Here is a 19259-nt window from a genome sequence, read left to right as displayed (position 1 = left end):
TCGGTTTTAAAAACGCTTACATTGTTTTAAAATAAACTTAAATAACACAACGGAGGTATCCATCATGAAAAAGAAATGGATGTATTATGCTGCTTGCGGACTAGCTCTTTTTGGTCTTGCTGCTTGTTCTTCTAATGAATCTGCCGATGGCGGTTCATCTGATAAAGGAGACGGCGGTTCGCTAGTCGTTTATTCACCAAACTCAGAGGGCTTAATCGGAGCAACTATTCCTGCCTTTGAAGAGAAATATGGTATCAAAGTAGAACTGATTCAAGCTGGCACTGGAGAACTTTTCAAAAAACTAGAGTCAGAAAAAGAAGCTCCTGTAGCTGATGTCATCTTTGGTGGTTCTTATACACAATATGCTACCCACGGAGAACTCTTTGAAAACTATACTTCAAAAGAAAATGATAATGTTATCAAAGAATATCAAAACACAACTGGCTACTCTACACCTTATACACTAGATGGTAGTGTTTTAATCATCAATCCTGATTTAACGAAAGGCATGAACATCGAAGGATATAGCGACCTTCTCAAACCTGAACTAAAAGGAAAAATCGCAACTGCTGACCCAGCAAACTCTTCTAGCGCCTTTGCTCAATTAACAAATATGCTACAAGCTCAAGGTGGTTACAAAGACGATAAAGCTTGGTCTTATGTAAAAGATCTCTTCACACTTATTGATGGTAAAATCGGTTCAAGCTCATCTGGTGTCTATAAAGCAGTCGCTGACGGAGAAATGGCTGTTGGTCTCTCTTATGAAGATCCAGCAGTTAAACTCTTAAATGACGGAGCTAACATTAAGGTAGTCTATCCAAAAGAAGGAACAGTCTTCCTACCTGCTAGTGCTGCTATCGTTAAAAAAGCGAAAAATATGGAAAATGCCAAGAAATTTATCGATTTTATTATCTCTCAAGAAGTACAAGATACACTTGGTACAACCACTACTAACCGTCCTGTTCGTAAAAATGCTAAAACGAGCGAAAATATGAAACCAATTGACAAAATCAAAACACTCACTGAAGATTATGATTATGTCATCAAGAATAAATCAGATATCGTTAAAAAATACAACGAAGTCTTTACAGATATCCAATCTAAACAGTAAAAGAGGTTCACTATGAGTGAGATCAAAATTATTAACGCCAAAAAAATCTACCACGATGTCCCTGTTATTGAGAATTTGAACATTACAATTCCAAAAGGAAGTCTCTTTACCCTTCTTGGACCTTCAGGGTGTGGGAAAACGACACTTCTTCGTATGATTGCAGGTTTCAACAGTATCGAAGGCGGAGAATTTTACTTCGATGATACAAAAATCAATAATATGGAACCCAGCAAACGCAATATCGGGATGGTTTTCCAAAACTACGCTATTTTCCCACATTTGACTGTCCGAGATAATGTCGCTTTTGGTCTCAAGCAAAAGAAGGTTCCAAAAGAAGAATTGATTCAACAAACCAATAAATATCTTGAACTCATGCAAATTGCTCAATATGCGGATCGAAAGCCCGATAAACTCAGTGGGGGACAACAACAACGTGTCGCCTTGGCACGTGCCTTAGCTGTTAATCCAAGTGTTCTCCTCATGGACGAACCACTTAGTAACCTAGATGCCAAACTTCGCTTGGATATGCGTCAAGCTATTCGAGAAATCCAACACGAAGTGGGAATTACAACTGTTTATGTGACCCACGACCAAGAAGAAGCTATGGCTATTTCAGACCAAATTGCTGTTATGAAAGACGGAGTCATCCAACAAATCGGTCGGCCAAAAGAACTCTATCATAAACCAGCTAATGAGTTTGTAGCAACCTTTATCGGACGCACAAATATTATCCCTGCCAATCTTGAAAAACGGAGCGACGGCGCTTATATCGTCTTTTCAGATGGCTATGCTCTTCGAATGCCAGCTCTTGATCAGGCTGATGCACAAGCTATTCATGTAAGCATTCGTCCTGAAGAGTTTATCAAAGATGAATCTGGTGATATTGAAGGAATTATTAGCGATAGCGTCTATCTTGGACTGAATACTGAATACTTCATCGAGACAGGCTTTGCCTCAAAAATTCAAGTTAGCGAAGAATCAACTTTTGAAGAAGATCTACAAAAAGGCGATCGTATTCGTCTACGAATCAATACTCAAAAATTAAACGTCTTTTCTGCAGATGGTTCTCAAAACCTGATAAAAGGAGTCAACCATGGAACGTAAAAAACTAAATATTTGGACAGCCTCCTCTTTCTTCATCTTTCTTACCTATCTTGTCTTTCTCGTTTATCCTATCGTTACCGTGCTCAAGCAAGCACTCATACATGAAGGACAATTCTCACTAGCTAATTTTGTCACTTTCTTTAGTAAAGCCTACTACTCTGAGACACTAGTCAACAGTTTCAAGGTTTCCATTACCGCTACTGTCACTTCCTTAGTCGTAGGAACCCTATTAGCTTACCTCTTTTCCATGTATGATTTCAAGGGAAAGAAATTTCTACAAATATTGATTATCATTGCTTCCATGTCAGCTCCTTTCGTGGGAGCCTACTCCTGGATTCTCTTGCTAGGACGAAATGGGGTCATTACTAAATTCCTGACAAATACCCTTCATCTTCCAGCTATCGATATTTATGGATTCAAAGGAATTGTACTTGTCTTTACACTTCAACTATTTCCACTGGTATTTCTATACGTTGCTGGGACAATGAAAAGTATTGACAATTCTCTACTTGAAGCCGCTGAAAGCATGGGTTCCTTCGGATTTAAGCGTATCGTAACGGTTATTTTACCTCTCCTAGTTCCAACCTTACTAGCGGCTGCCCTGCTTGTATTTATGAGAGCATTCTCAGACTTTGGAACACCGATGTTAATTGGTGAAGGATATCGGACTTTCCCGGTCTTGATTTATACCCAATTTATTAGCGAGGTTGGAGGAAATTCTGCTTTTGCATCTGCTTTAGCAATTATGGCGATTATCATTGCCTTAGCAATTTTCCTTATCCAAAAATACATTTCAAATCGCTACAGTTTCAGTATGAATTCGCTCCATCCAATTGAGCCTAAAAAAACTACAAAAGGAAAAATGGCTGCCATTTATGCGACAGTCTACGGAATTATCTTGTTCTCTGTTCTACCTCAAGTCTACTTGATTTATACTTCTTTCCTAAAAACATCAGGTATGGTATTTGTCAAAGGCTATTCTCTAAACAGTTACAAGGTAGCTTTCAATCGTATGGGATCTGCTATTTTCAATACTATTCGTATCCCTTTGATTGCCTTAGTTCTAGTTGTCCTATTCGCAACATTTATCTCCTACCTAGCCGTTAGAAAACGGAATTTGTTTACAAACTTAATTGACAGCCTCAGTATGGTACCTTATATTGTACCAGGAACCGTTCTAGGGATTGCCTTCATTTCTTCTTTCAATACTGGTCTATTTGGAAGTGGATTTCTTATGATTACAGGGACAGCTTTCATCTTAATTATGTCCCTATCTGTCAGAAGATTACCGTATACTATTCGCTCATCTGTTGCTAGCTTGCAACAAATAGCACCAAGTATTGAAGAAGCTGCTGAAAGCTTAGGAAGTAGCCGTCTCAATACCTTTGCCAAGATTACAACTCCAATGATGCTATCTGGTATTATTTCTGGAGCCATCCTATCTTGGGTCACAATGATTTCAGAACTCTCTACTTCTATCCTCCTCTACAATGTCAAAACAAGAACAATGACTGTAGCCATTTATACAGAAGTTCTCAGAGGAAATTACGGTGTAGCTGCAGCCTTGTCAACTATCCTGACTGTTCTAACAGTAGCTTCCTTGCTCTTGTTTATGAAAATCTCTAAAAGCAACAGCATTACACTTTAGTTTCCCCCATCAAAAACAGCCGAAAAGATTATCCTCGGCTGTTTTTTCTTATCTTGATATTCTTATTAAATCCCTAGTTCAGAGCAAGCAAGTCTAGACTAATTAAATAGAGGCTTCCTCCATCTTCTCCCGTCCTAGTTCTCGGTAACTACGGTCACCGACAACTTCAACGCTAAACTGCCCGTCCTCATATTCAAGGATTGTCACGCTACCATTATCGAGACCATGCGGATGCATACCATTAATCAGATAAACAATGGTTCCAATGGTCATTCCATGGCTGACAACGAGAGCATTGCCCCCACCTTGTTCTTCCATTTCTTTGGCAATCGCTTCAAAACCTTCCTTGATTCGACCACTGAGTTTTTCCCAGCCTTCAGCCCAACCAGCTGTATCGACCTCTACCAAGCCCTCAGCCAGTTCAGCATAAGACAATTGATGAACATGGTCCACATTAAAGATACGAGGAATAATGCCCATGAAAAGATCGCCATCGTAGGCTCCGTCAAAACTACCAAAACACCATTCTCTGATACGCTTGTCCATGCGATAAGGGATTTTTCCCTGCAAGCCAAGTTCATCAAGGATGATTCCCATTGTCTGAATGGTGCGACCAGAATCACTCGAATAAGCGCGCTCAAACTGTAAACCAGATTCTCGCAAACCGATTCCTAATTCTTGAATTCCTCGTTCACCTTCAGCTGTTAAGGGAGTATCGCTCCAACCTTGCGCGCGACCAATCGTGTTAAACATGGTCTTGCCATGACGTACCAAATACAATCGTACTTTTACCATTTTCCGTCCTCCGTTTGCTTCTATTATATCATGGATGATAAAACAAAAGCCACCCATACAGGCGACTTTTGCAGGAGATTATTATGAAAAAGTTTAGGAGTTCTATTAAATAAAGATATTAGATGAAAATCAAATTCAAACTAAATCAGTATTATCTGTTTCAAATAATATTAGGAGGTCTTTATTTAATGATTATAGTATACACAGCCAACCTTAAATAGAACTTAAAAAATTAAACCCATTCACCTTTTTCATTTACTTTATAACCGTTAATGGTCATATTTTTTGCTAATTTCCCATCAGCTAGCAAGTAATACCACTTATCTCCATCCTTAATCCATTGATTACGAGCGTACTTGCCGTCTTGGTTCAGATAATACCAACTATCATACTGAGAATCAAATACCCACTCACTCTTAGCCATGTAACCACCACGTTTTAGGTAATATTCTCCCTGCCAAGCTTTCTCTACATAACTACCAGTTGAATCTACATAAAACCAGCTCTTATAATCATCATCATAAATCCATTCACTCGCAGCCATTGAAGCATCTGCTTTTAGATAATAACGGCCTACCCAACGGTTTCTTACAAGATTACCAGAAAGGTCATTGTAGTACCATTTACCAGACTCTTTAAACCACTTACTTGCTTGATGATCTTTCTTAGTCTCTTCATTAGCTGTAACGGTAGATTGAGATGAAGTTGAAACTGAGGATGAAGTCCCAGTAGAAACTGCTTGAATAGCCTCTTCTTTTGTCACCTTAGGCTTAGCTTTTCCTTGGTAAACATCTTCGATACGCTTAGTAAATACAGATAGCTCCTCAGGGGATAGCATGTGTACTAATTCAGGTTCCTCCTCATGTAAAAGACCAGCTTCCCTCTTAACTTTGTGTATCCCTTCTTCAACTATATCATCAATCTTACTAAACATAGAAATCTTTTCTGCTTTCGAAAGTGTATCATCATTACTAATAGCCGTCTTCTCCATAAAGGCAACAGCATTAATTTCTCGGATATTCTTTTCTTTAGGTACTGTAGAAATCGGATAATGATTGTTAGATAAAAATAGAGAAACTTTCTTAAGATATGTGTTTAAATTATCTTGATTATTAAATAAAGTTAAATACTTATCATTATCTTCATCAAAACCAGATTGATGAAAACCAGGTGAGTAGTATCTCGAAACTCTATCTAACATTTCTTTTTTCTCTAATTCTGTATAGTGAGAATCATTATTTACTTGAGAAATTACAAGATTCTTTTTCTTTAATATAGCAAGTTTAGCAACAGCATGCTTCATTCTATAGGCAAAATGATTACCTTTTTCTCCATCGCCATTAATGTAGCTTAATTGCGATTTTTTAAAATCTGATAAAATCTTTGATAACTCTTTCAAAGGAATTTTTCTTTCTAAGCTATAGTTTCTTAGATTCTCTAACTGTTCCATAGAATATTTTAAATTGTTATTAAGTTCTTCTCTCAATTCATCCTTAATAGAGCTTACATCACTCTTGGAAATAGAGACTATATCCCATTCTCCTTTGTCAATTTCTTCAAAGAGACGATGTTCTACTTGCTTTTTGAAATTTTGTAAATCATCTTTCGTTTCCTCTATCATTTTCTTAATATCTTCTGGACTCACACTAGTGGTAGTTTCATGGCTTTCTTCCTGCGCATAAACTACTTGATTGGCGAAAGTTGGGACTAGTAAAGTCGACAGTCCTAAAGCTACTAAAGCATGTTTCATTTCTTTTTTCATCATTTTCTCCTATTTTCTTAATTTTTAAAACTATGAATTGGTGCTGGGATTTGTCCTCCACGAGAGATGAAATCAACAGACGAAGCCCCATTGACCTTCATAACGGGTGCAGTACCTAATAGACCACCAAACTCAATCATGTCTCCTTCTTTTCCTTTAGGAATGATACGAACAGCTGTTGTTTTCATATTAATGACACCAATTGCAGCCTCATCCGCAATCATAGCCGCAATGGTTTCAGCAGGCGTATCTTCTGGGATGGCAATCATATCCAAACCAACGGAACAGATAGCCGTCATAGCTTCTAGTTTTTCCAGATTAAGAGAGCCATTTTGCACTGCAGCAATCATTCCTTCATCCTCAGAAACAGGAATAAAGGCACCAGCAAACCACCGACTTGGTTGCAGGCCATCACTCCGCCCTTCTTAACTTGGTCGTTCAAGAGTGCCAAGGCAGCCGTCGTCCCGTGTGTTCCAACTGTTTCTAGCCCCATTTCCTCAAGGACACGTGCAACAGAATCTCCAACCGCAGGAGTTGGCGCCAAACTCAAGTCCACAATACCAAACTCCACACCCAGTCTCTCACTGGCCATTTGACCAACCAATTGACCGATACGAGTGATTTTAAAGGCAGTTTTCTTAACTGTTTCGGCTACTACGTCAAAGCTCTCTCCACGAACTTTTTCCAAGGCACGTTTCACCACACCAGGACCAGAAACTCCGACATTGATGATAACATCTGCCTCCCCAACACCATGAAAGGCACCCGCCATAAATGGATTGTCCTCAACAGCATTAGCAAATACAACCAACTTGGCCGCTCCCATATCTGATAGATTAGCCGTTTCCTTAATAACTCGTCCCATATCTGCCACAGCCGTCATATTAATACCAGACTTGGTTGAGCCAATATTAACTGACGAGCAAACCTTATCCGTTTCAGCCAAAGCACGAGGAATAGAATTGATTAGAATCTCATCTCCCTTTTGATAACCTTTTTGTACCAAGGCAGAGAAACCACCAATAAAGTCCACACCAATCTCTTTCGCAGCCTTATCAAGCGCTTTTGCCAGAACCACATAGTCTGTCGCATCTGTCGCTGCTCCAATCAGAGAAATAGGAGTCACCGATACACGCTTATTAACGATAGGAATTCCCAACTCAGCTGCAATCTCATCGCCAACAGCCACTAAATTAGCCGCCTTGCTCGTAATCTTTTGATAAATTTTCTCCGCAGCACTATTGATATCTGGATCGATACAGTCCAAAAGGGAAATCCCCATGGTAATGGTTCTGATATCGAAGTTTTGCTCCTCAATCATAGCTATAGTTTCAGTAACTTGTCTAATATCCATGTGCACCTCCTAGATATTATACATAGCTTCGAAAATCGCAGCACTTTGAATATTAATTTTCACATTCAAAGTTTGCCCAAAAGCTTCAAATTCATTACGAAGATAAGTGAAATCTTGTTTTTCATCACTAGAGACGACAGCCATCATCGTGAAATATTCATCCAATACAGTTTGAGAGATATCATCAATATTCAAACCCAATTCTGCAATTTTACCAGAAACACCTGCAACAATTCCAGATTTATCTTTACCAACAACAGTTATAATCGCTTTCATAAGCAAACTCCAATTCTTCTTAAAATAGGAAACCTGAACATTAAACAGATTTCTTCTTAAATAGTATAGCATAATTCTAACTAAAATACTCAAAAACGCCTGCTTACGAAGTTGTTCTTAGGAAAAAAACAATTTCGTAAACAAGCGTCTACTATCCCAACTTATGATGAGTGTTCCCGCTAGGACCGAAATCCTAGCGGTAGACCAGAGCTAGACTAAGAGCACAAGACTCCATCATCATAACACTCAACAAAATTGATGATTTTATACTAATTCGATGATCGCCATTGGCGCTGCATCACCACGACGTGGTTCAGTTTTAAGGATACGAGTGTATCCACCGTTACGTTCAGCATAACGAGGTGCAATTTCTGAGAACAATTTTTGAAGTGCTGTAGTAGAAGTGTACTTATCAGTTGCTTCATCATAGTTTTCAGATGCGATTTCATTACGTACGAAAGCAGCTGCTTGACGACGTGCATGCAAATCACCACGTTTACCTAGAGTAATCATTTTTTCAACAGTTTTACGGATTTCTTTAGCACGAGCTTCAGTTGTCACAATTGATTCGTTGATCAAAAGGTCAGTTGTCAAATCGCGAAGCATTGCTTTACGTTGTGAGCTAGTGCGTCCTAGTTTACGGTAAGCCATGTATTCCTCCTTTATTTATCTTTTAATCCAAGACCCAAATCAATGAGTTTGAGTTTCACTTCTTCCAAACTCTTGCGTCCAATATTTCGTACTTTCATCATCTCTGCTTCAGATTTTTCTGTTAAATCATGCACAGTATTGATACCGGCACGTTTCAAACAGTTGTATGAACGCACAGACAAGTCCAGTTCCTCAATCGTACGATCCAAAATACGGTCGTCAGATTCAGTGTCAGCTTCTTTCATCACTTCAGTTGACTTAGCAATCTCAGTAAGATTTGTAAACAAATCAAGATGTTCTGTCAAAATACGTGCTGAAAGCCCTAAAGCATCTTCTGGAATAATTGTTCCATTTGTCAAGATTTCAAGGGTTAGTTTGTCAAATCCATCATTGCTACCTACACGAGCAGGTTCCACTTGATAGTTGACTTTCGTAACTGGTGTATAAATAGAATCTACAGCAAGTGTTCCAACTGGTGCATTATCTTTTTTATTTTCATCAGCAGGTACATATCCACGACCACTGTTAACAGTCATAGTCGCTTTTAGAGAAGAACCTTCACCGATTGTAAAGAGATAATGATCTGGATTTACAATTTCAATATCGCTATCTGTCAAAATGTCACCAGCTGTTACTTCAGCAGGACCTTCAACATCTAGTTCGATGATTTTTTCGTCTTCAACGTACGATTTCACTGCAATTCCTTTAATGTTCAGAATGATTTGCATCACGTCTTCACGAACACCTGGAACTGTGTCAAACTCATGTAACACACCATCAATGTTGATAGATGTCACAGCTGCTCCTGGTAGAGAAGCTAGAAGTACACGACGAAGAGAGTTACCAAGAGTTGTACCGTAGCCACGTTCAAGTGGTTCGATTACAAACTTGCCATAATCTTTATTTTCATCAATTTTTGTTATATTTGGTTTTTCAAACTCGATCATTTAGTTACTCCCTCTTAAACGAAAAGCAGTGTAATGCGATGATTATACACGGCGACGTTTTGGAGGACGAGCACCATTGTGTGGCACTGGAGTCACATCACGAATTGCTGTTACTTCAAGACCAGCGGCAGCAAGCGCACGAATAGCTGACTCACGACCAGAACCTGGACCTTTTACAGTAACTTCAACTGATTTAAGACCGTGTTCTTGTGCAGATTTAGCAGCAGCTTCAGAAGCCATTTGAGCAGCGAATGGTGTAGATTTACGAGAACCTTTGAAACCAAGAGCACCAGCTGATGACCAAGCAATTGCATTACCATGCACATCAGTAATCATAACAATAGTGTTATTAAATGTAGCGTGAATATGAGCAATACCAGATTCGATATTCTTTTTCACACGACGTTTACGTGTTGGTTTAGCCAAGACTTTTACCTCCTATATTATTTTTTCTTACCAGCGATCGCAACAGCTTTACCTTTACGAGTGCGAGCGTTGTTTTTAGTGTTTTGTCCACGGACAGGAAGTCCACGACGGTGACGGATACCACGGTATGAACCGATTTCCATCAAACGTTTGATGTTCAAGTTTACTTCACGACGAAGGTCACCTTCAACTTTGATTGCATCCACTTCACGACGGATAGCATCTTCTTGATCTGATGTAAGATCACGTACACGAACATCTTCTGAGATTCCAGCAGCAGCCAAAATTTTCTTAGATGTTGCAAGTCCGATACCATAAACATAAGTCAATGAGATTACTACGCGTTTGTCATTTGGAATGTCAACTCCAGCAATACGAGCCATGTTTTCTCCTTTCTATCTTATCCTTGACGTTGTTTGTGTTTTGGATTTGCTGGGCAAATTACCATAACACGACCATTACGACGAATAACTTTACAGTATTCGCAAATTGGTTTGACCGATGGTCTTACTTTCATTTCTTATCCCTCCAAGTTTTTCGATTATTTAAAGCGGTAAGTGATACGTCCACGTGTCAAGTCATATGGACTCATTTCGACAGTAACACGATCTCCCGCTAAAATACGAATATAGTTTTTACGAATTTTACCAGAAACTGTTGCTAAAATCTGATGTCCATTTTCAAGTTCAACCGTAAACATTGCATTCGGCATTGTATCAACTACTTTGCCTTCAACTTCAATCACATCGTCTTTTGCCACGCAAAAGCACCTCCATAAATTTCGATTCGATGCCTCTAGACACAGAGACAACAATTATAAGTCAGACTATCTCAGTATAACATTTGTAGCGGATTTTTGCAAGTGTGAAAAACGCTTTATTTCAAATTTGTCAATACTTTTTCGATATCTGAGAAGACATCATTGATATCTTGATTACCTTCGATGTCATGAACCAAACCTTTGGCACGGTAGTGAGCAATGATTGGTTCCCCTTGAGCAATATTTACATCCAAACGACGTTTTACTGTCTCGGGCTTATCATCTTCACGTTGGTAATAATCTTCTTCTTTATAGTCAACTGGTGGGTTAAAGACCTTGTGGAAAGTTTCTCCAGTTACGCGGTGGATGATACGACCACTCAAACGTTCCAAGAGGCTGTCTGGATTCACTTCGATGTTGATAACACCTTCTAGTTCGATGCCAAGTTCAGCCAATGTTTTATCCAAGGCATGAGCTTGTTCGATTGTACGTGGGTAACCATCCAACAAGAATCCTGTTTCTTTAATATCATCTTGTGAAAGACGTTCTTTTACGATTCCATTTGTAACTTCGTCAGGAACCAATTCACCCTTGTCAATGTATGACTTAGCAAGAACACCCATTTCAGTTTGATTTGCCATTGCAGCGCGGAACATATCACCTGTTGAGATATGTGCAACATGGAATTGTTCTACGATTTTTGCTGCTTGAGTTCCCTTACCTGCACCAGGTAAGCCCATAATCAAAAGATTCATGATTTGATCTCCTTATTTTATTTTTAAATAGAAGCAAAAAGTCTTTTCACCCCTATTTAAAAACAAAATAGAAGAGGGGAGACCAAACTCTCACAAATGTCAGAGTTTAAACCTCCACTCCCTCAGCATTTACCAATTCAGTAAATACTCTTATTCTGTTCTGTCCATGAAACCAACATACTTACGTTTCAATAGGTAACCTTCCAATTGTTTGATTCCTTCAATACCTGTAGAGATAATGATCAAAAGACTAGTTCCTCCAAAAGCAACTGCTTCTGAAAGTCCGAAAACATCCTTTGCTACAATCGGTAAAATGGAAATCACACCAAGGAAGAGGGAACCAACAGTTGCAAGACGACGAAGAAGTTTAGACATATATTCTTCTGTACCTTTACCAGGACGAACTCCATGGATATAGGCACCGCTCTTTTGTAGGTTCTCTGCCGCTTTTTCAGGATTAATCTGCACAAACGTATAGAAGAATGTAAAGAGAATAATCAACAAAGCATACATAGCAATACCTGTTGGTGAAGTTGTTGCCAGCATTTCTTGTGCTGTTCTTACCCAAGCCCAATCATGACCTGTAGCGCTTAAAAACTGTAGAATAGCTGCTGGCGCCGCAGTAATCGAACTTGCAAAGATAACAGGGATAACTCCAGCAGGGTTTACTTTCAAAGGAAGGTAAGAGCTAGATGGAGCGCCTTGTGCAACCTTAGTATATTGGATTGGAATTTTGTATTCTGCTTGTTGAACATAAGTTGTAAAGTATATAATCAACAATACAGTAATAATCAAAATGATTACAAAAATAATAGATGAGTTGATACGGTCACTTGGGACGTTCACAAAGTAGTCCACATAGATGCCCTGAATCATCTCTGGAATTGAGGCAACAATCCCGGCAAAGATAATCATAGAAACACCATTTCCGTATCCCTTATCTGTAATTTGCTCTCCCAACCACGTCACAATCATGCTACCAGCTGTTAAGATGATACCAATCATGATAAAGACTTGTGGAGTAAGAGCTGTTTTCAACAATTGAGCTCCAGCCAAAGTATTAAAACCAGCTGTAATCCCGATAGATTGCACAAAAGCGAGAACTAGAGCAATATAACGAGTAGCTTGATTCAATTTTCTTCGACCTACTTCCCCTTGTTTACCCCACTCTACAAATTTGGGTAAAATATCCATTTGCAAGAGTTGGACAACGATAGAGGCCGTAATGTAGGGACTAACACCAAGAGCAAAAACTGAGAAGTTTTTCATGGCATTCCCTGAGACCAAGCTCAACATGTTTAAGAAGGATAATCCACTTAAAGCATTCAAGCTATTGGCATTCACACCAGGAACTGTAATGCTAGTTCCGATACGAAAGACCAAAACGATAAAAATTGTAAATAAAATTTTTGATCGAACCTGCTTGACTTTAAGAGCTTCTCTTAATAATTTAAAAAACATAGGTCACCTCTCTTAGATGACTTCTACTGAACCACCTTTAGCAGTGATAGCTTCTTCAGCTGATTTAGAGAATTTAGCTGCTTTTACAGTCAATTTCTTAGTCAACTCACCGTTACCAAGAATTTTAATACCTGATTTTTCAGCTTTAACAATTCCTGCTTCGATAAGAACAACTGGAGTTACTTCAGCACCATCTTCAAAGACGTTCAATTGGTCAAGGTTCACAATTGCGTATTCTTTAGCGTTGATGTTAGTGAATCCACGTTTTGGAAGACGACGGAACAATGGAGTTTGTCCACCTTCAAAACCAAGGCGAACTCCGCCACCGCTACGAGCTTTTTGACCTTTTTGACCACGACCAGATGTTTTACCGTTACCTGATGAAGTACCACGACCAACGCGGTTACGTACTTTACGAGAACCTTCTGCAGGTTTCAATTCATGAAGTTTCATTTTTATTTTCTCCTCTTTTGTAAAATGCTAGCGCCGATAAGGGAGAAAAGGTTGTCTCCCCCATCAACTCGCCTATACGACGTCATCATAGATGACTATATCTAGTTTTAGGGGATGGTATAGTGCACATCCCCTAAAAATTCATTAGTTTACTTCTTCAACTGTTACCAAGTGAGATACTGCTGTGATCATACCACGGATAGCAGCGTTATCTTCTTTAATAACAGAGCTGTTCAATTTGCCAAGTCCAAGTGCTACAACAGTTTTACGTTGTGATGGAATGCGTCCGATTGGAGACTTAGTCAAAGTAATTTTAATTTGAGCCATTTTATCCCCTTTCTTATGCCAAATCAGAAACTGAAATACCACGAAGGGCAGCAACTTCTTCAGCGCGTTTCAATTGTTTCAAACCTTCAACAGTTGCACGAACAATGTTGATTGGAGTGTTAGAACCAAGTGATTTAGATGTAATATCTGCCACACCTGCCAATTCCACAACGGCACGAACTGCACCACCAGCGGCAACTCCAGAACCTTCTACAGCAGGTTTCAACAATACTTTAGCTCCACCGAATTCTGAAAGAACTTCGTGTGGGATTGTTGTTCCAACCATAGGAACTTCGATCAAGTTTTTCTTAGCATCATCTACTGCTTTACGGATTGCTTCTGGAACTTCTTGAGCTTTACCAGTACCAAATCCTACGCGACCGTTGTGGTCACCAACAACAACAAGAGCTGCGAAACGAAGACGACGTCCACCTTTAACAACTTTTGTAACACGGTTGACAGCAACTACGCGTTCTTCTAATTCAACTGCATTGTCTTTAAATGCCATTTTCTAGTGTCCTCCTATTAGAATTTCAATCCGTTTTCACGAGCTGCATCAGCCAAAGCTTTCACACGTCCGTGATATAGATATCCACCGCGGTCGAACACCACTTCTGAAATACCTTTAGCGTTTGCACGTTCTGCAACGAGTTTACCGACAGCAACGGCTTGTTCAGTTTTAGTTCCTTTTGAAACTTCTTTGTCAAGAGTTGAAGCACTTGCGAGCGTTACACCCGCTACGTCATCAATCACTTGAGCGTAGATGCCTGTATTAGAACGGAATACGTTCAAACGTGGGCGATCAGCAGTTCCAGAGAGCTTTCCGCGAACGCGACGGTGGCGTTTTTGGCGGAGTTTGTTTTTATCTGGTTTTGAAATCACAGTTTTCACCTCTTTAGTTTTAAATCGTGTGCTATGCACAAAGTTGGAAAATAGGTTGGTGGTTGATTCTCAACCACTCAACATTATTTACCTGTTTTACCTTCTTTACGGCGAACGAATTCACCAACGTAACGGATACCTTTACCTTTATATGGTTCTGGTGAACGAAGGCTACGTACGTAAGCAGCTGTTTGACCAACTACTTCTTTTGAAATTCCGCTAACAACGATTGTTGTTGGGTTTGGAAGTTCAAAAGTAATTCCTTCTGGAGCTTCAACTTCGTCTGGATGAGATTTACCAACAGCCAAAACAAGTTTAGATCCTTGAAGTTGTGCACGGTAACCAACCCCGCGCATTTCAAGTTCTTTCTTGAATCCTTCTGATACACCAACAACCATGTTGTTCAAAAGGGCACGAGTAGTTCCGTGGATAGTTTTCATTTCTTTTGAATCGTTTGGACGGTGAAGAGTTACTTCAGTACCTTCCACACGGATTTCAATATCTTTTGAGAACTCACGAGTAAGTTCTCCTTTAGGTCCTTTTACAGTTACAACGTTGTCATTGTTAGTGAGTTCAACACCAGCAGGCAACACGATAACTTTATTACCAATACGTGACATGTTTATTTTCTCCTGTTAAATTGTCAGGCCAAGACGGCCAGTTTTCACGGGGTTCAGATACTTATTTAGTTCAAAAGCTGAACTGAACACGCTCTAACGAGCTTTGTATCTTGATTTTACCAAACGTAAGCGATAACTTCCCCACCAACATTCTTTTGGCGTGCTTCTTTATCAGTAAGCAAACCTTCAGAAGTTGAAAGGATAGCAATTCCAAGTCCGTTAAGAACTTTTGGAAGGTCTTCACGTTTTTTGTAGACACGAAGTCCTGGTTTAGAAACACGTTTCAAGTTAGTGATAACTTTTTCACCGTTTGGTCCGTATTTAAGGAATACACGGATGATGCCTTGTTTGTCATCTTCGATGATTTCAACGTTTTTTACAAAACCTTCGCGTTTAAGGATTTCAGCAATCCCTTTTTTGATGTTTGATGCAGGTACTTCAAGTACTTCGTGTTTAGCTTGGTTAGCGTTACGAATACGAGTTAGGAAGTCTGCGATTGGGTCAGTCATAACCATTTTGTTTTTCTCCTCTTACTAGTAGTTTGCAAGTTGCACTTGCTAGTTAATACATGATACAAAGAGCGTAACAGCACGAGCAAAAATAGGCAATTTGATGCAGGAGCGATGCTCCAAAGCAAATTGGTCTTTTTTGCCAAAGCTGTAGCTCGTGTTCAAATTGGAAACCCCAACTGAACCCGGGCTAAACTCTGTGTGAAAAAGATAAACTTTCCTAGAAACTTCAGTTTCTTCGTCAAGTTTCCTATTTTCACTTGGAGTTTTGACGCCCTTGATATCTTAAATTACCAAGATGCTTTTGTTACACCAGGGATTTGTCCTTTGTAAGCTAATTCACGGAAGCAAACACGGCAAAGTTTAAATTTGCGGTAAACTGAATGTGGACGACCACATTTTTCACAACGAGTATAAGCTTGAGTAGAGAACTTCGCTGGACGTTTGTTCTTAGCAATCATTGATTTTTTAGCCATTAGATTTACCTCCTATATTATTTTGCAAAAGGCATTCCAAGGCCTGTAAGCAATGCACGTGACTCTTCGTCAGTGTTAGCAGTTGTTACGATAACGATGTCAAGACCACGAGTTTTGTCAACGTCATCGAAGTTGATTTCTGGGAAGATCAATTGTTCTTTCACACCAAGTGTGTAGTTTCCGCGTCCATCAAATGATTTTGTTGGAACACCGTGGAAGTCACGTACACGTGGAAGTGAAACTGAAACCAATTTATCCAAGAATTCGTACATACGTTCACCACGAAGGGTAACTTTTGCACCGATCGCAACACCTTCACGAAGACGGAAGCCGGCGATTGATTTTTTAGCTTTAGTGATAAGTGGTTTTTGACCTGAGATAAGTGCCAATTCTTCAGCAGCTTTTTCAAGGCTTTTAGCGTTTGATACAGCTTCACCAACACCCATGTTCAAAACGATCTTATCTACTTTAGGCACAGCCATCACTGATGAGTAGTTGAATTGTTCTGTCAAAGCAGGAACTACTTCATTAAGATATTTTTCTTTTAAACGATTTGCCATTATACTTCTCCTTTCCTTCGTGATTAATCAAGCACTTCGCCTGATTTTTTGTTGTAGCGAACTTTTTTACCGTCTACAAATTTGTAACCAACACGGCCAGCTACACCATTTTTGTCCAAAACTTGAACGTTTGATACGTGGATAGCTGCTTCTTTCTCGATGATACCACCTTGAGGAAGCTCGTTAGTTGGACGTTGGTGTTTCTTAACGATGTTAACACCTTCAACGATAACTTTGTTTACTTTTGGAAGGGCAGTAAGGACAACAGCTTCTGTTCCCTTATCTTTACCAGCGATTACGCGAACTTTGTCGCCTTTTTTTACAAACATTAGGTTTCTCCTTGATTTTTCTTACGCCCATAAGGGCACCCTAGCTTGAAGCTAGGGGACTAGTTTGTTTCTAAAAATTAAAGTACTTCTGGAGCAAGTGACACGATCTTCATGAAGCCACCTTCACGCAATTCACGTGCAACTGGGCCAAAGATACGTGTTCCGCGAGGAGTTTTGTCTTCACGGATGATAACTGCTGCGTTTTCGTCAAATTTGATGTATGAACCATCAGCACGACGAGCACCTGATTTAGTACGAACGATAACTGCTTTAACAACGTCACCTTTTTTAACCGCACCACCAGGAGTAGCTTGTTTTACAGATGCCACGATAACATCACCGATGTTTGCAAATTTACGTCCTGAACCACCAAGAACTTTGATAGTCAAGATTTCGCGAGCACCGCTGTTGTCTGCGACTTTCAAACGAGTTTCTGTTTGAATCATTTCAGTTTTCTCCTTTCAGGTTTGATTAGATGATGACCGCTTCTTCAACAACTTCTACAAGACGGAAACGTTTTGTAGCTGAAAGCGGACGAGTTTCCATGATACGTACGATATCGCCTTCTTTGGCAACATTGTTTTCATCATGAGCTTTGTATTTTTTAGAGTAGTTAATACGTTTACCATAGACTGGGTGGTTACGTTTTGTTTCAACTACAACTGTGATTGTCTTGTCCATTTTGTCAGATACAACACGTCCAACAAGAACTTTACGATTATTGCGTTCCATTGAAATTTCTCCTTCCCTAGTCTATTATTTCGCTTCAGATTGAACTGTTTTGATACGAGCGATTTGTTTTTTAACTTCTTTCAAGCGAGCTGTTTGTTCTAATTGACCAGTAGCAGCTTGGAAACGAAGTTCAAACAATTCTTTTTTCAATTCGTTTTCGCGCTTCGCGAGTTCTTCTTGAGAAAGACCACGAAGTTCTTTAACAAATTCTTTTACTTCATTAAGTTTCATGCCTTCTCCTTATTCTGCTTCACGTTTTACGAATTTACATTTAACTGGCAATTTATGGCTAGCAAGACGAAGTGCTTCGCGTGCAATCTCTTCAGATACACCAGCGATTTCGAACATCACTTTACCACGTTTAACTGGTGCTACCCAACCTTCAGGTGCCCCTTTACCAGATCCCATACGCACACCGATAGCTTTAGCAGTGTATGATTTGTGTGGGAAGATTTTAATCCAAACTTTACCACCACGTTTCATGTAACGAGTCATGGCGATACGAGCAGCTTCGATTTGGCGGTTAGTGATCCAGTGGCTAGTTGTAGCTTGAAGACCGTATTCACCGAATGCTACTTCTTTTCCACCTTTTGCTTCACCGCGCATTTTTCCACGGAATTCACGACGGTGTTTAACACGTTTAGGTACTAACATTGGTTATTTACCTCCTTTAGTGTTTTTGCGAGCTGGAAGAACTTCACCACGGTAGATCCATACTTTAACACCAAGTTTACCGTATGTAGTATCTGCTTCTTCCCAAGCGTAATCGATATCTGCACGAAGTGTGTGAAGTGGAACAGTTCCCTCAGAGTATCCTTCAGCACGGGCGATATCTGCACCGTTCAAACGACCTGATACTTGAGTTTTGATTCCTTTAGCTCCAGCACGCATTGCACGTTGGATTGCTTGTTTTTGTGCACGACGGAAAGCAACACGTTGCTCCAATTGACGAGCAATTCCTTCACCTACAAGGTGAGCATCCAAATCAGGGTGTTTGATTTCGATGATGTTGATGTGTACTTGTTTTCCAGTCAATTTGTTAAGTTTCGCACGGAGTGCATCAACGTTAGCACCACCTTTACCGATAACCATACCTGGTTTAGCAGTGTGAAGTGAAACGTTAACTTTGTTTACTGCGCGTTCGATTTCGATAGTTGAAACTGCTGCGTCAGCAAGTTCTTTTTGAACGAATTTACGGATTGCAAGATCTTCATGAAGGTAATCCGCGTATTCTTTTTCAGCATACCATTTGGCATCCCAATCACGGATGATGCCGACACGCATACCAATTGGATGTACTTTTTGACCCACGATTTTACCT

The 19259-nt window shown here is 39.7% G+C and carries 28 protein-coding genes and 1 pseudogene; 3 read left to right on the top strand and 26 right to left on the bottom strand.

Features of this window, described 5'->3' with window-relative positions:
• Window positions 1-64 precede the first annotated feature (64 nt).
• The 3 genes from FJR73_RS01780 to FJR73_RS01770 are packed head-to-tail and all read left to right on the top strand — an operon-like array spanning window position 65 to window position 3863.
• Entirely contained in the window at window positions 65-1111 is a 1047-nt protein-coding gene (locus FJR73_RS01780; RefSeq protein ID WP_061758910.1) for an ABC transporter substrate-binding protein, read from the top strand.
• Between the two features lie 12 nt (window positions 1112-1123).
• Window positions 1124-2215, top strand: coding sequence for an ABC transporter ATP-binding protein (locus FJR73_RS01775; protein WP_140832959.1), 1092 nt, complete (start codon window positions 1124-1126; stop codon window positions 2213-2215).
• Window positions 2205-3863 carry an iron ABC transporter permease gene (locus tag FJR73_RS01770; protein WP_140832957.1) on the top strand — a complete coding sequence of 553 codons (1659 nt, stop codon included), beginning with the start codon at window positions 2205-2207 and terminating at the stop codon, window positions 3861-3863. The genes FJR73_RS01775 and FJR73_RS01770 overlap by 11 nt, the downstream gene beginning before the upstream one ends.
• A 102-nt stretch (window positions 3864-3965) precedes the next feature.
• Here FJR73_RS01770 and FJR73_RS01765 read toward each other — a convergent pair whose 3' ends face one another.
• The 26 genes and pseudogenes from FJR73_RS01765 to rpsC all read right to left on the bottom strand — a co-directional run bounded on the left by FJR73_RS01765 (window position 3966) and on the right by rpsC (window position 19249).
• Entirely contained in the window at window positions 3966-4658 is a 693-nt protein-coding gene (locus FJR73_RS01765) for a histidine phosphatase family protein (RefSeq protein ID WP_000241548.1), read from the bottom strand.
• A 232-nt stretch (window positions 4659-4890) separates the two neighbouring features.
• A complete protein-coding gene (locus FJR73_RS01760) occupies window positions 4891-6420 on the bottom strand; it encodes an N-acetylmuramoyl-L-alanine amidase family protein (RefSeq protein ID WP_140832955.1) in 1530 nt (509 codons plus the stop codon).
• A 17-nt stretch (window positions 6421-6437) separates the two neighbouring features.
• Window positions 6438-7774 (bottom strand): annotated as a pseudogene (locus FJR73_RS01755) (PFL family protein).
• 9 nt (window positions 7775-7783) lie between these two features.
• Window positions 7784-8050 (bottom strand): ACT domain-containing protein, encoded by a 267-nt coding sequence (locus tag FJR73_RS01750; RefSeq protein ID WP_000644124.1) that lies wholly within the window; start codon window positions 8048-8050, stop codon window positions 7784-7786.
• Window positions 8051-8314: 264 nt separating this feature from the next.
• Window positions 8315-8701: a 50S ribosomal protein L17 gene (rplQ, locus tag FJR73_RS01745; RefSeq protein WP_000331493.1), complete on the bottom strand. Its 387-nt coding sequence runs from the start codon at window positions 8699-8701 to the stop codon at window positions 8315-8317.
• A gap of 11 nt (window positions 8702-8712) precedes the next feature.
• The gene (locus tag FJR73_RS01740; protein ID WP_140832953.1) at window positions 8713-9648 is read right to left on the bottom strand and encodes a DNA-directed RNA polymerase subunit alpha; all 936 of its coding nucleotides are present in this window, start codon (window positions 9646-9648) and stop codon (window positions 8713-8715) included.
• A gap of 42 nt (window positions 9649-9690) precedes the next feature.
• Complete coding sequence (rpsK, locus tag FJR73_RS01735) at window positions 9691-10074, bottom strand: 30S ribosomal protein S11 (RefSeq protein ID WP_001118385.1); 384 nt, start codon at window positions 10072-10074, stop codon at window positions 9691-9693.
• A 17-nt stretch (window positions 10075-10091) separates the two neighbouring features.
• A complete protein-coding gene (rpsM, locus tag FJR73_RS01730) occupies window positions 10092-10457 on the bottom strand; it encodes a 30S ribosomal protein S13 (protein WP_000090781.1) in 366 nt (121 codons plus the stop codon).
• 17 nt (window positions 10458-10474) lie between these two features.
• Entirely contained in the window at window positions 10475-10591 is a 117-nt protein-coding gene (rpmJ, locus tag FJR73_RS01725; RefSeq protein WP_001808836.1) for a 50S ribosomal protein L36, read from the bottom strand.
• A 24-nt stretch (window positions 10592-10615) separates the two neighbouring features.
• Window positions 10616-10834 carry a translation initiation factor IF-1 gene (infA, locus tag FJR73_RS01720; RefSeq protein ID WP_001029883.1) on the bottom strand — a complete coding sequence of 73 codons (219 nt, stop codon included), beginning with the start codon at window positions 10832-10834 and terminating at the stop codon, window positions 10616-10618.
• 116 nt (window positions 10835-10950) lie between these two features.
• A complete protein-coding gene (locus FJR73_RS01715; RefSeq protein WP_001050436.1) occupies window positions 10951-11589 on the bottom strand; it encodes an adenylate kinase in 639 nt (212 codons plus the stop codon).
• 150 nt (window positions 11590-11739) lie between these two features.
• Window positions 11740-13050, bottom strand: a complete 1311-nt coding sequence (gene secY / locus FJR73_RS01710; RefSeq protein ID WP_000465402.1) for a preprotein translocase subunit SecY — start codon at window positions 13048-13050, stop codon at window positions 11740-11742.
• 12 nt (window positions 13051-13062) lie between these two features.
• A complete protein-coding gene (gene rplO, locus FJR73_RS01705) occupies window positions 13063-13503 on the bottom strand; it encodes a 50S ribosomal protein L15 (protein WP_000766087.1) in 441 nt (146 codons plus the stop codon).
• Between the two features lie 144 nt (window positions 13504-13647).
• On the bottom strand, window positions 13648-13830 hold the full coding sequence (rpmD, locus tag FJR73_RS01700; protein WP_000057241.1) for a 50S ribosomal protein L30: 183 nt from the start codon (window positions 13828-13830) through the stop codon (window positions 13648-13650).
• 13 nt (window positions 13831-13843) lie between these two features.
• Window positions 13844-14338, bottom strand: a complete 495-nt coding sequence (gene rpsE / locus FJR73_RS01695) for a 30S ribosomal protein S5 (protein ID WP_000874202.1) — start codon at window positions 14336-14338, stop codon at window positions 13844-13846.
• Window positions 14339-14355: 17 nt separating this feature from the next.
• Window positions 14356-14712 carry a 50S ribosomal protein L18 gene (rplR, locus tag FJR73_RS01690; protein ID WP_000624044.1) on the bottom strand — a complete coding sequence of 119 codons (357 nt, stop codon included), beginning with the start codon at window positions 14710-14712 and terminating at the stop codon, window positions 14356-14358.
• A gap of 83 nt (window positions 14713-14795) precedes the next feature.
• Window positions 14796-15332 carry a 50S ribosomal protein L6 gene (rplF, locus tag FJR73_RS01685; RefSeq protein ID WP_000086640.1) on the bottom strand — a complete coding sequence of 179 codons (537 nt, stop codon included), beginning with the start codon at window positions 15330-15332 and terminating at the stop codon, window positions 14796-14798.
• Between the two features lie 116 nt (window positions 15333-15448).
• The gene (rpsH, locus tag FJR73_RS01680; protein ID WP_000245504.1) at window positions 15449-15847 is read right to left on the bottom strand and encodes a 30S ribosomal protein S8; all 399 of its coding nucleotides are present in this window, start codon (window positions 15845-15847) and stop codon (window positions 15449-15451) included.
• A 284-nt stretch (window positions 15848-16131) separates the two neighbouring features.
• Window positions 16132-16317 carry a type Z 30S ribosomal protein S14 gene (locus FJR73_RS01675; RefSeq protein ID WP_001085697.1) on the bottom strand — a complete coding sequence of 62 codons (186 nt, stop codon included), beginning with the start codon at window positions 16315-16317 and terminating at the stop codon, window positions 16132-16134.
• A gap of 17 nt (window positions 16318-16334) precedes the next feature.
• The gene (gene rplE, locus FJR73_RS01670; protein ID WP_000013542.1) at window positions 16335-16877 is read right to left on the bottom strand and encodes a 50S ribosomal protein L5; all 543 of its coding nucleotides are present in this window, start codon (window positions 16875-16877) and stop codon (window positions 16335-16337) included.
• Window positions 16878-16900: 23 nt separating this feature from the next.
• Window positions 16901-17206: a 50S ribosomal protein L24 gene (gene rplX, locus FJR73_RS01665; RefSeq protein WP_000497691.1), complete on the bottom strand. Its 306-nt coding sequence runs from the start codon at window positions 17204-17206 to the stop codon at window positions 16901-16903.
• 77 nt (window positions 17207-17283) lie between these two features.
• Window positions 17284-17652 carry a 50S ribosomal protein L14 gene (rplN, locus tag FJR73_RS01660; protein WP_000616545.1) on the bottom strand — a complete coding sequence of 123 codons (369 nt, stop codon included), beginning with the start codon at window positions 17650-17652 and terminating at the stop codon, window positions 17284-17286.
• A 25-nt stretch (window positions 17653-17677) separates the two neighbouring features.
• Window positions 17678-17938, bottom strand: coding sequence for a 30S ribosomal protein S17 (gene rpsQ, locus FJR73_RS01655; RefSeq protein WP_000440801.1), 261 nt, complete (start codon window positions 17936-17938; stop codon window positions 17678-17680).
• 24 nt (window positions 17939-17962) lie between these two features.
• Window positions 17963-18169, bottom strand: coding sequence for a 50S ribosomal protein L29 (gene rpmC / locus FJR73_RS01650; RefSeq protein WP_000772918.1), 207 nt, complete (start codon window positions 18167-18169; stop codon window positions 17963-17965).
• A 9-nt stretch (window positions 18170-18178) separates the two neighbouring features.
• Window positions 18179-18592 (bottom strand): 50S ribosomal protein L16, encoded by a 414-nt coding sequence (rplP, locus tag FJR73_RS01645; RefSeq protein WP_000960946.1) that lies wholly within the window; start codon window positions 18590-18592, stop codon window positions 18179-18181.
• 3 nt (window positions 18593-18595) lie between these two features.
• Window positions 18596-19249 (bottom strand): 30S ribosomal protein S3, encoded by a 654-nt coding sequence (gene rpsC, locus FJR73_RS01640; RefSeq protein ID WP_140832951.1) that lies wholly within the window; start codon window positions 19247-19249, stop codon window positions 18596-18598.
• Window positions 19250-19259: the final 10 nt, after the last annotated feature.

This window comes from Streptococcus sp. D2, assembly GCF_006385825.1.
Taxonomy (GTDB): Bacteria; Bacillota; Bacilli; order Lactobacillales; family Streptococcaceae; genus Streptococcus; species Streptococcus shenyangsis.
The sequence above is the reverse complement of the archived record's forward strand: the minus strand, read 5'-3'. Positions and strand labels throughout refer to the sequence as shown.

Excerpts from the sequence above, each read along its gene's own strand:
- FJR73_RS01780 (WP_061758910.1), top strand. The coding sequence starts at position 65 with ATGAAAAAGAAATGGATGTATTATGCTGCTTGCGGACTAGCTCTTTTT.
- FJR73_RS01775 (WP_140832959.1), top strand. The coding sequence starts at position 1,124 with ATGAGTGAGATCAAAATTATTAACGCCAAAAAAATCTACCACGATGTC.
- FJR73_RS01770 (WP_140832957.1), top strand. The coding sequence starts at position 2,205 with ATGGAACGTAAAAAACTAAATATTTGGACAGCCTCCTCTTTCTTCATC.
- FJR73_RS01765 (WP_000241548.1), bottom strand. The coding sequence starts at position 4,658 with ATGGTAAAAGTACGATTGTATTTGGTACGTCATGGCAAGACCATGTTT.
- FJR73_RS01760 (WP_140832955.1), bottom strand. The coding sequence starts at position 6,420 with ATGAAAAAAGAAATGAAACATGCTTTAGTAGCTTTAGGACTGTCGACT.
- FJR73_RS01750 (WP_000644124.1), bottom strand. The coding sequence starts at position 8,050 with ATGAAAGCGATTATAACTGTTGTTGGTAAAGATAAATCTGGAATTGTT.
- rplQ (WP_000331493.1), bottom strand. The coding sequence starts at position 8,701 with ATGGCTTACCGTAAACTAGGACGCACTAGCTCACAACGTAAAGCAATG.
- FJR73_RS01740 (WP_140832953.1), bottom strand. The coding sequence starts at position 9,648 with ATGATCGAGTTTGAAAAACCAAATATAACAAAAATTGATGAAAATAAA.
- rpsM (WP_000090781.1), bottom strand. The coding sequence starts at position 10,457 with ATGGCTCGTATTGCTGGAGTTGACATTCCAAATGACAAACGCGTAGTA.
- rpmJ (WP_001808836.1), bottom strand. The coding sequence starts at position 10,591 with ATGAAAGTAAGACCATCGGTCAAACCAATTTGCGAATACTGTAAAGTT.
- FJR73_RS01715 (WP_001050436.1), bottom strand. The coding sequence starts at position 11,589 with ATGAATCTTTTGATTATGGGCTTACCTGGTGCAGGTAAGGGAACTCAA.
- secY (WP_000465402.1), bottom strand. The coding sequence starts at position 13,050 with ATGTTTTTTAAATTATTAAGAGAAGCTCTTAAAGTCAAGCAGGTTCGA.
- rplO (WP_000766087.1), bottom strand. The coding sequence starts at position 13,503 with ATGAAACTTCATGAATTGAAACCTGCAGAAGGTTCTCGTAAAGTACGT.
- rpmD (WP_000057241.1), bottom strand. The coding sequence starts at position 13,830 with ATGGCTCAAATTAAAATTACTTTGACTAAGTCTCCAATCGGACGCATT.
- rpsE (WP_000874202.1), bottom strand. The coding sequence starts at position 14,338 with ATGGCATTTAAAGACAATGCAGTTGAATTAGAAGAACGCGTAGTTGCT.
- rplF (WP_000086640.1), bottom strand. The coding sequence starts at position 15,332 with ATGTCACGTATTGGTAATAAAGTTATCGTGTTGCCTGCTGGTGTTGAA.
- rpsH (WP_000245504.1), bottom strand. The coding sequence starts at position 15,847 with ATGGTTATGACTGACCCAATCGCAGACTTCCTAACTCGTATTCGTAAC.
- FJR73_RS01675 (WP_001085697.1), bottom strand. The coding sequence starts at position 16,317 with ATGGCTAAAAAATCAATGATTGCTAAGAACAAACGTCCAGCGAAGTTC.
- rplE (WP_000013542.1), bottom strand. The coding sequence starts at position 16,877 with ATGGCAAATCGTTTAAAAGAAAAATATCTTAATGAAGTAGTTCCTGCT.
- rplX (WP_000497691.1), bottom strand. The coding sequence starts at position 17,206 with ATGTTTGTAAAAAAAGGCGACAAAGTTCGCGTAATCGCTGGTAAAGAT.
- rplN (WP_000616545.1), bottom strand. The coding sequence starts at position 17,652 with ATGATTCAAACAGAAACTCGTTTGAAAGTCGCAGACAACAGCGGTGCT.
- rpsQ (WP_000440801.1), bottom strand. The coding sequence starts at position 17,938 with ATGGAACGCAATAATCGTAAAGTTCTTGTTGGACGTGTTGTATCTGAC.
- rpmC (WP_000772918.1), bottom strand. The coding sequence starts at position 18,169 with ATGAAACTTAATGAAGTAAAAGAATTTGTTAAAGAACTTCGTGGTCTT.
- rplP (WP_000960946.1), bottom strand. The coding sequence starts at position 18,592 with ATGTTAGTACCTAAACGTGTTAAACACCGTCGTGAATTCCGTGGAAAA.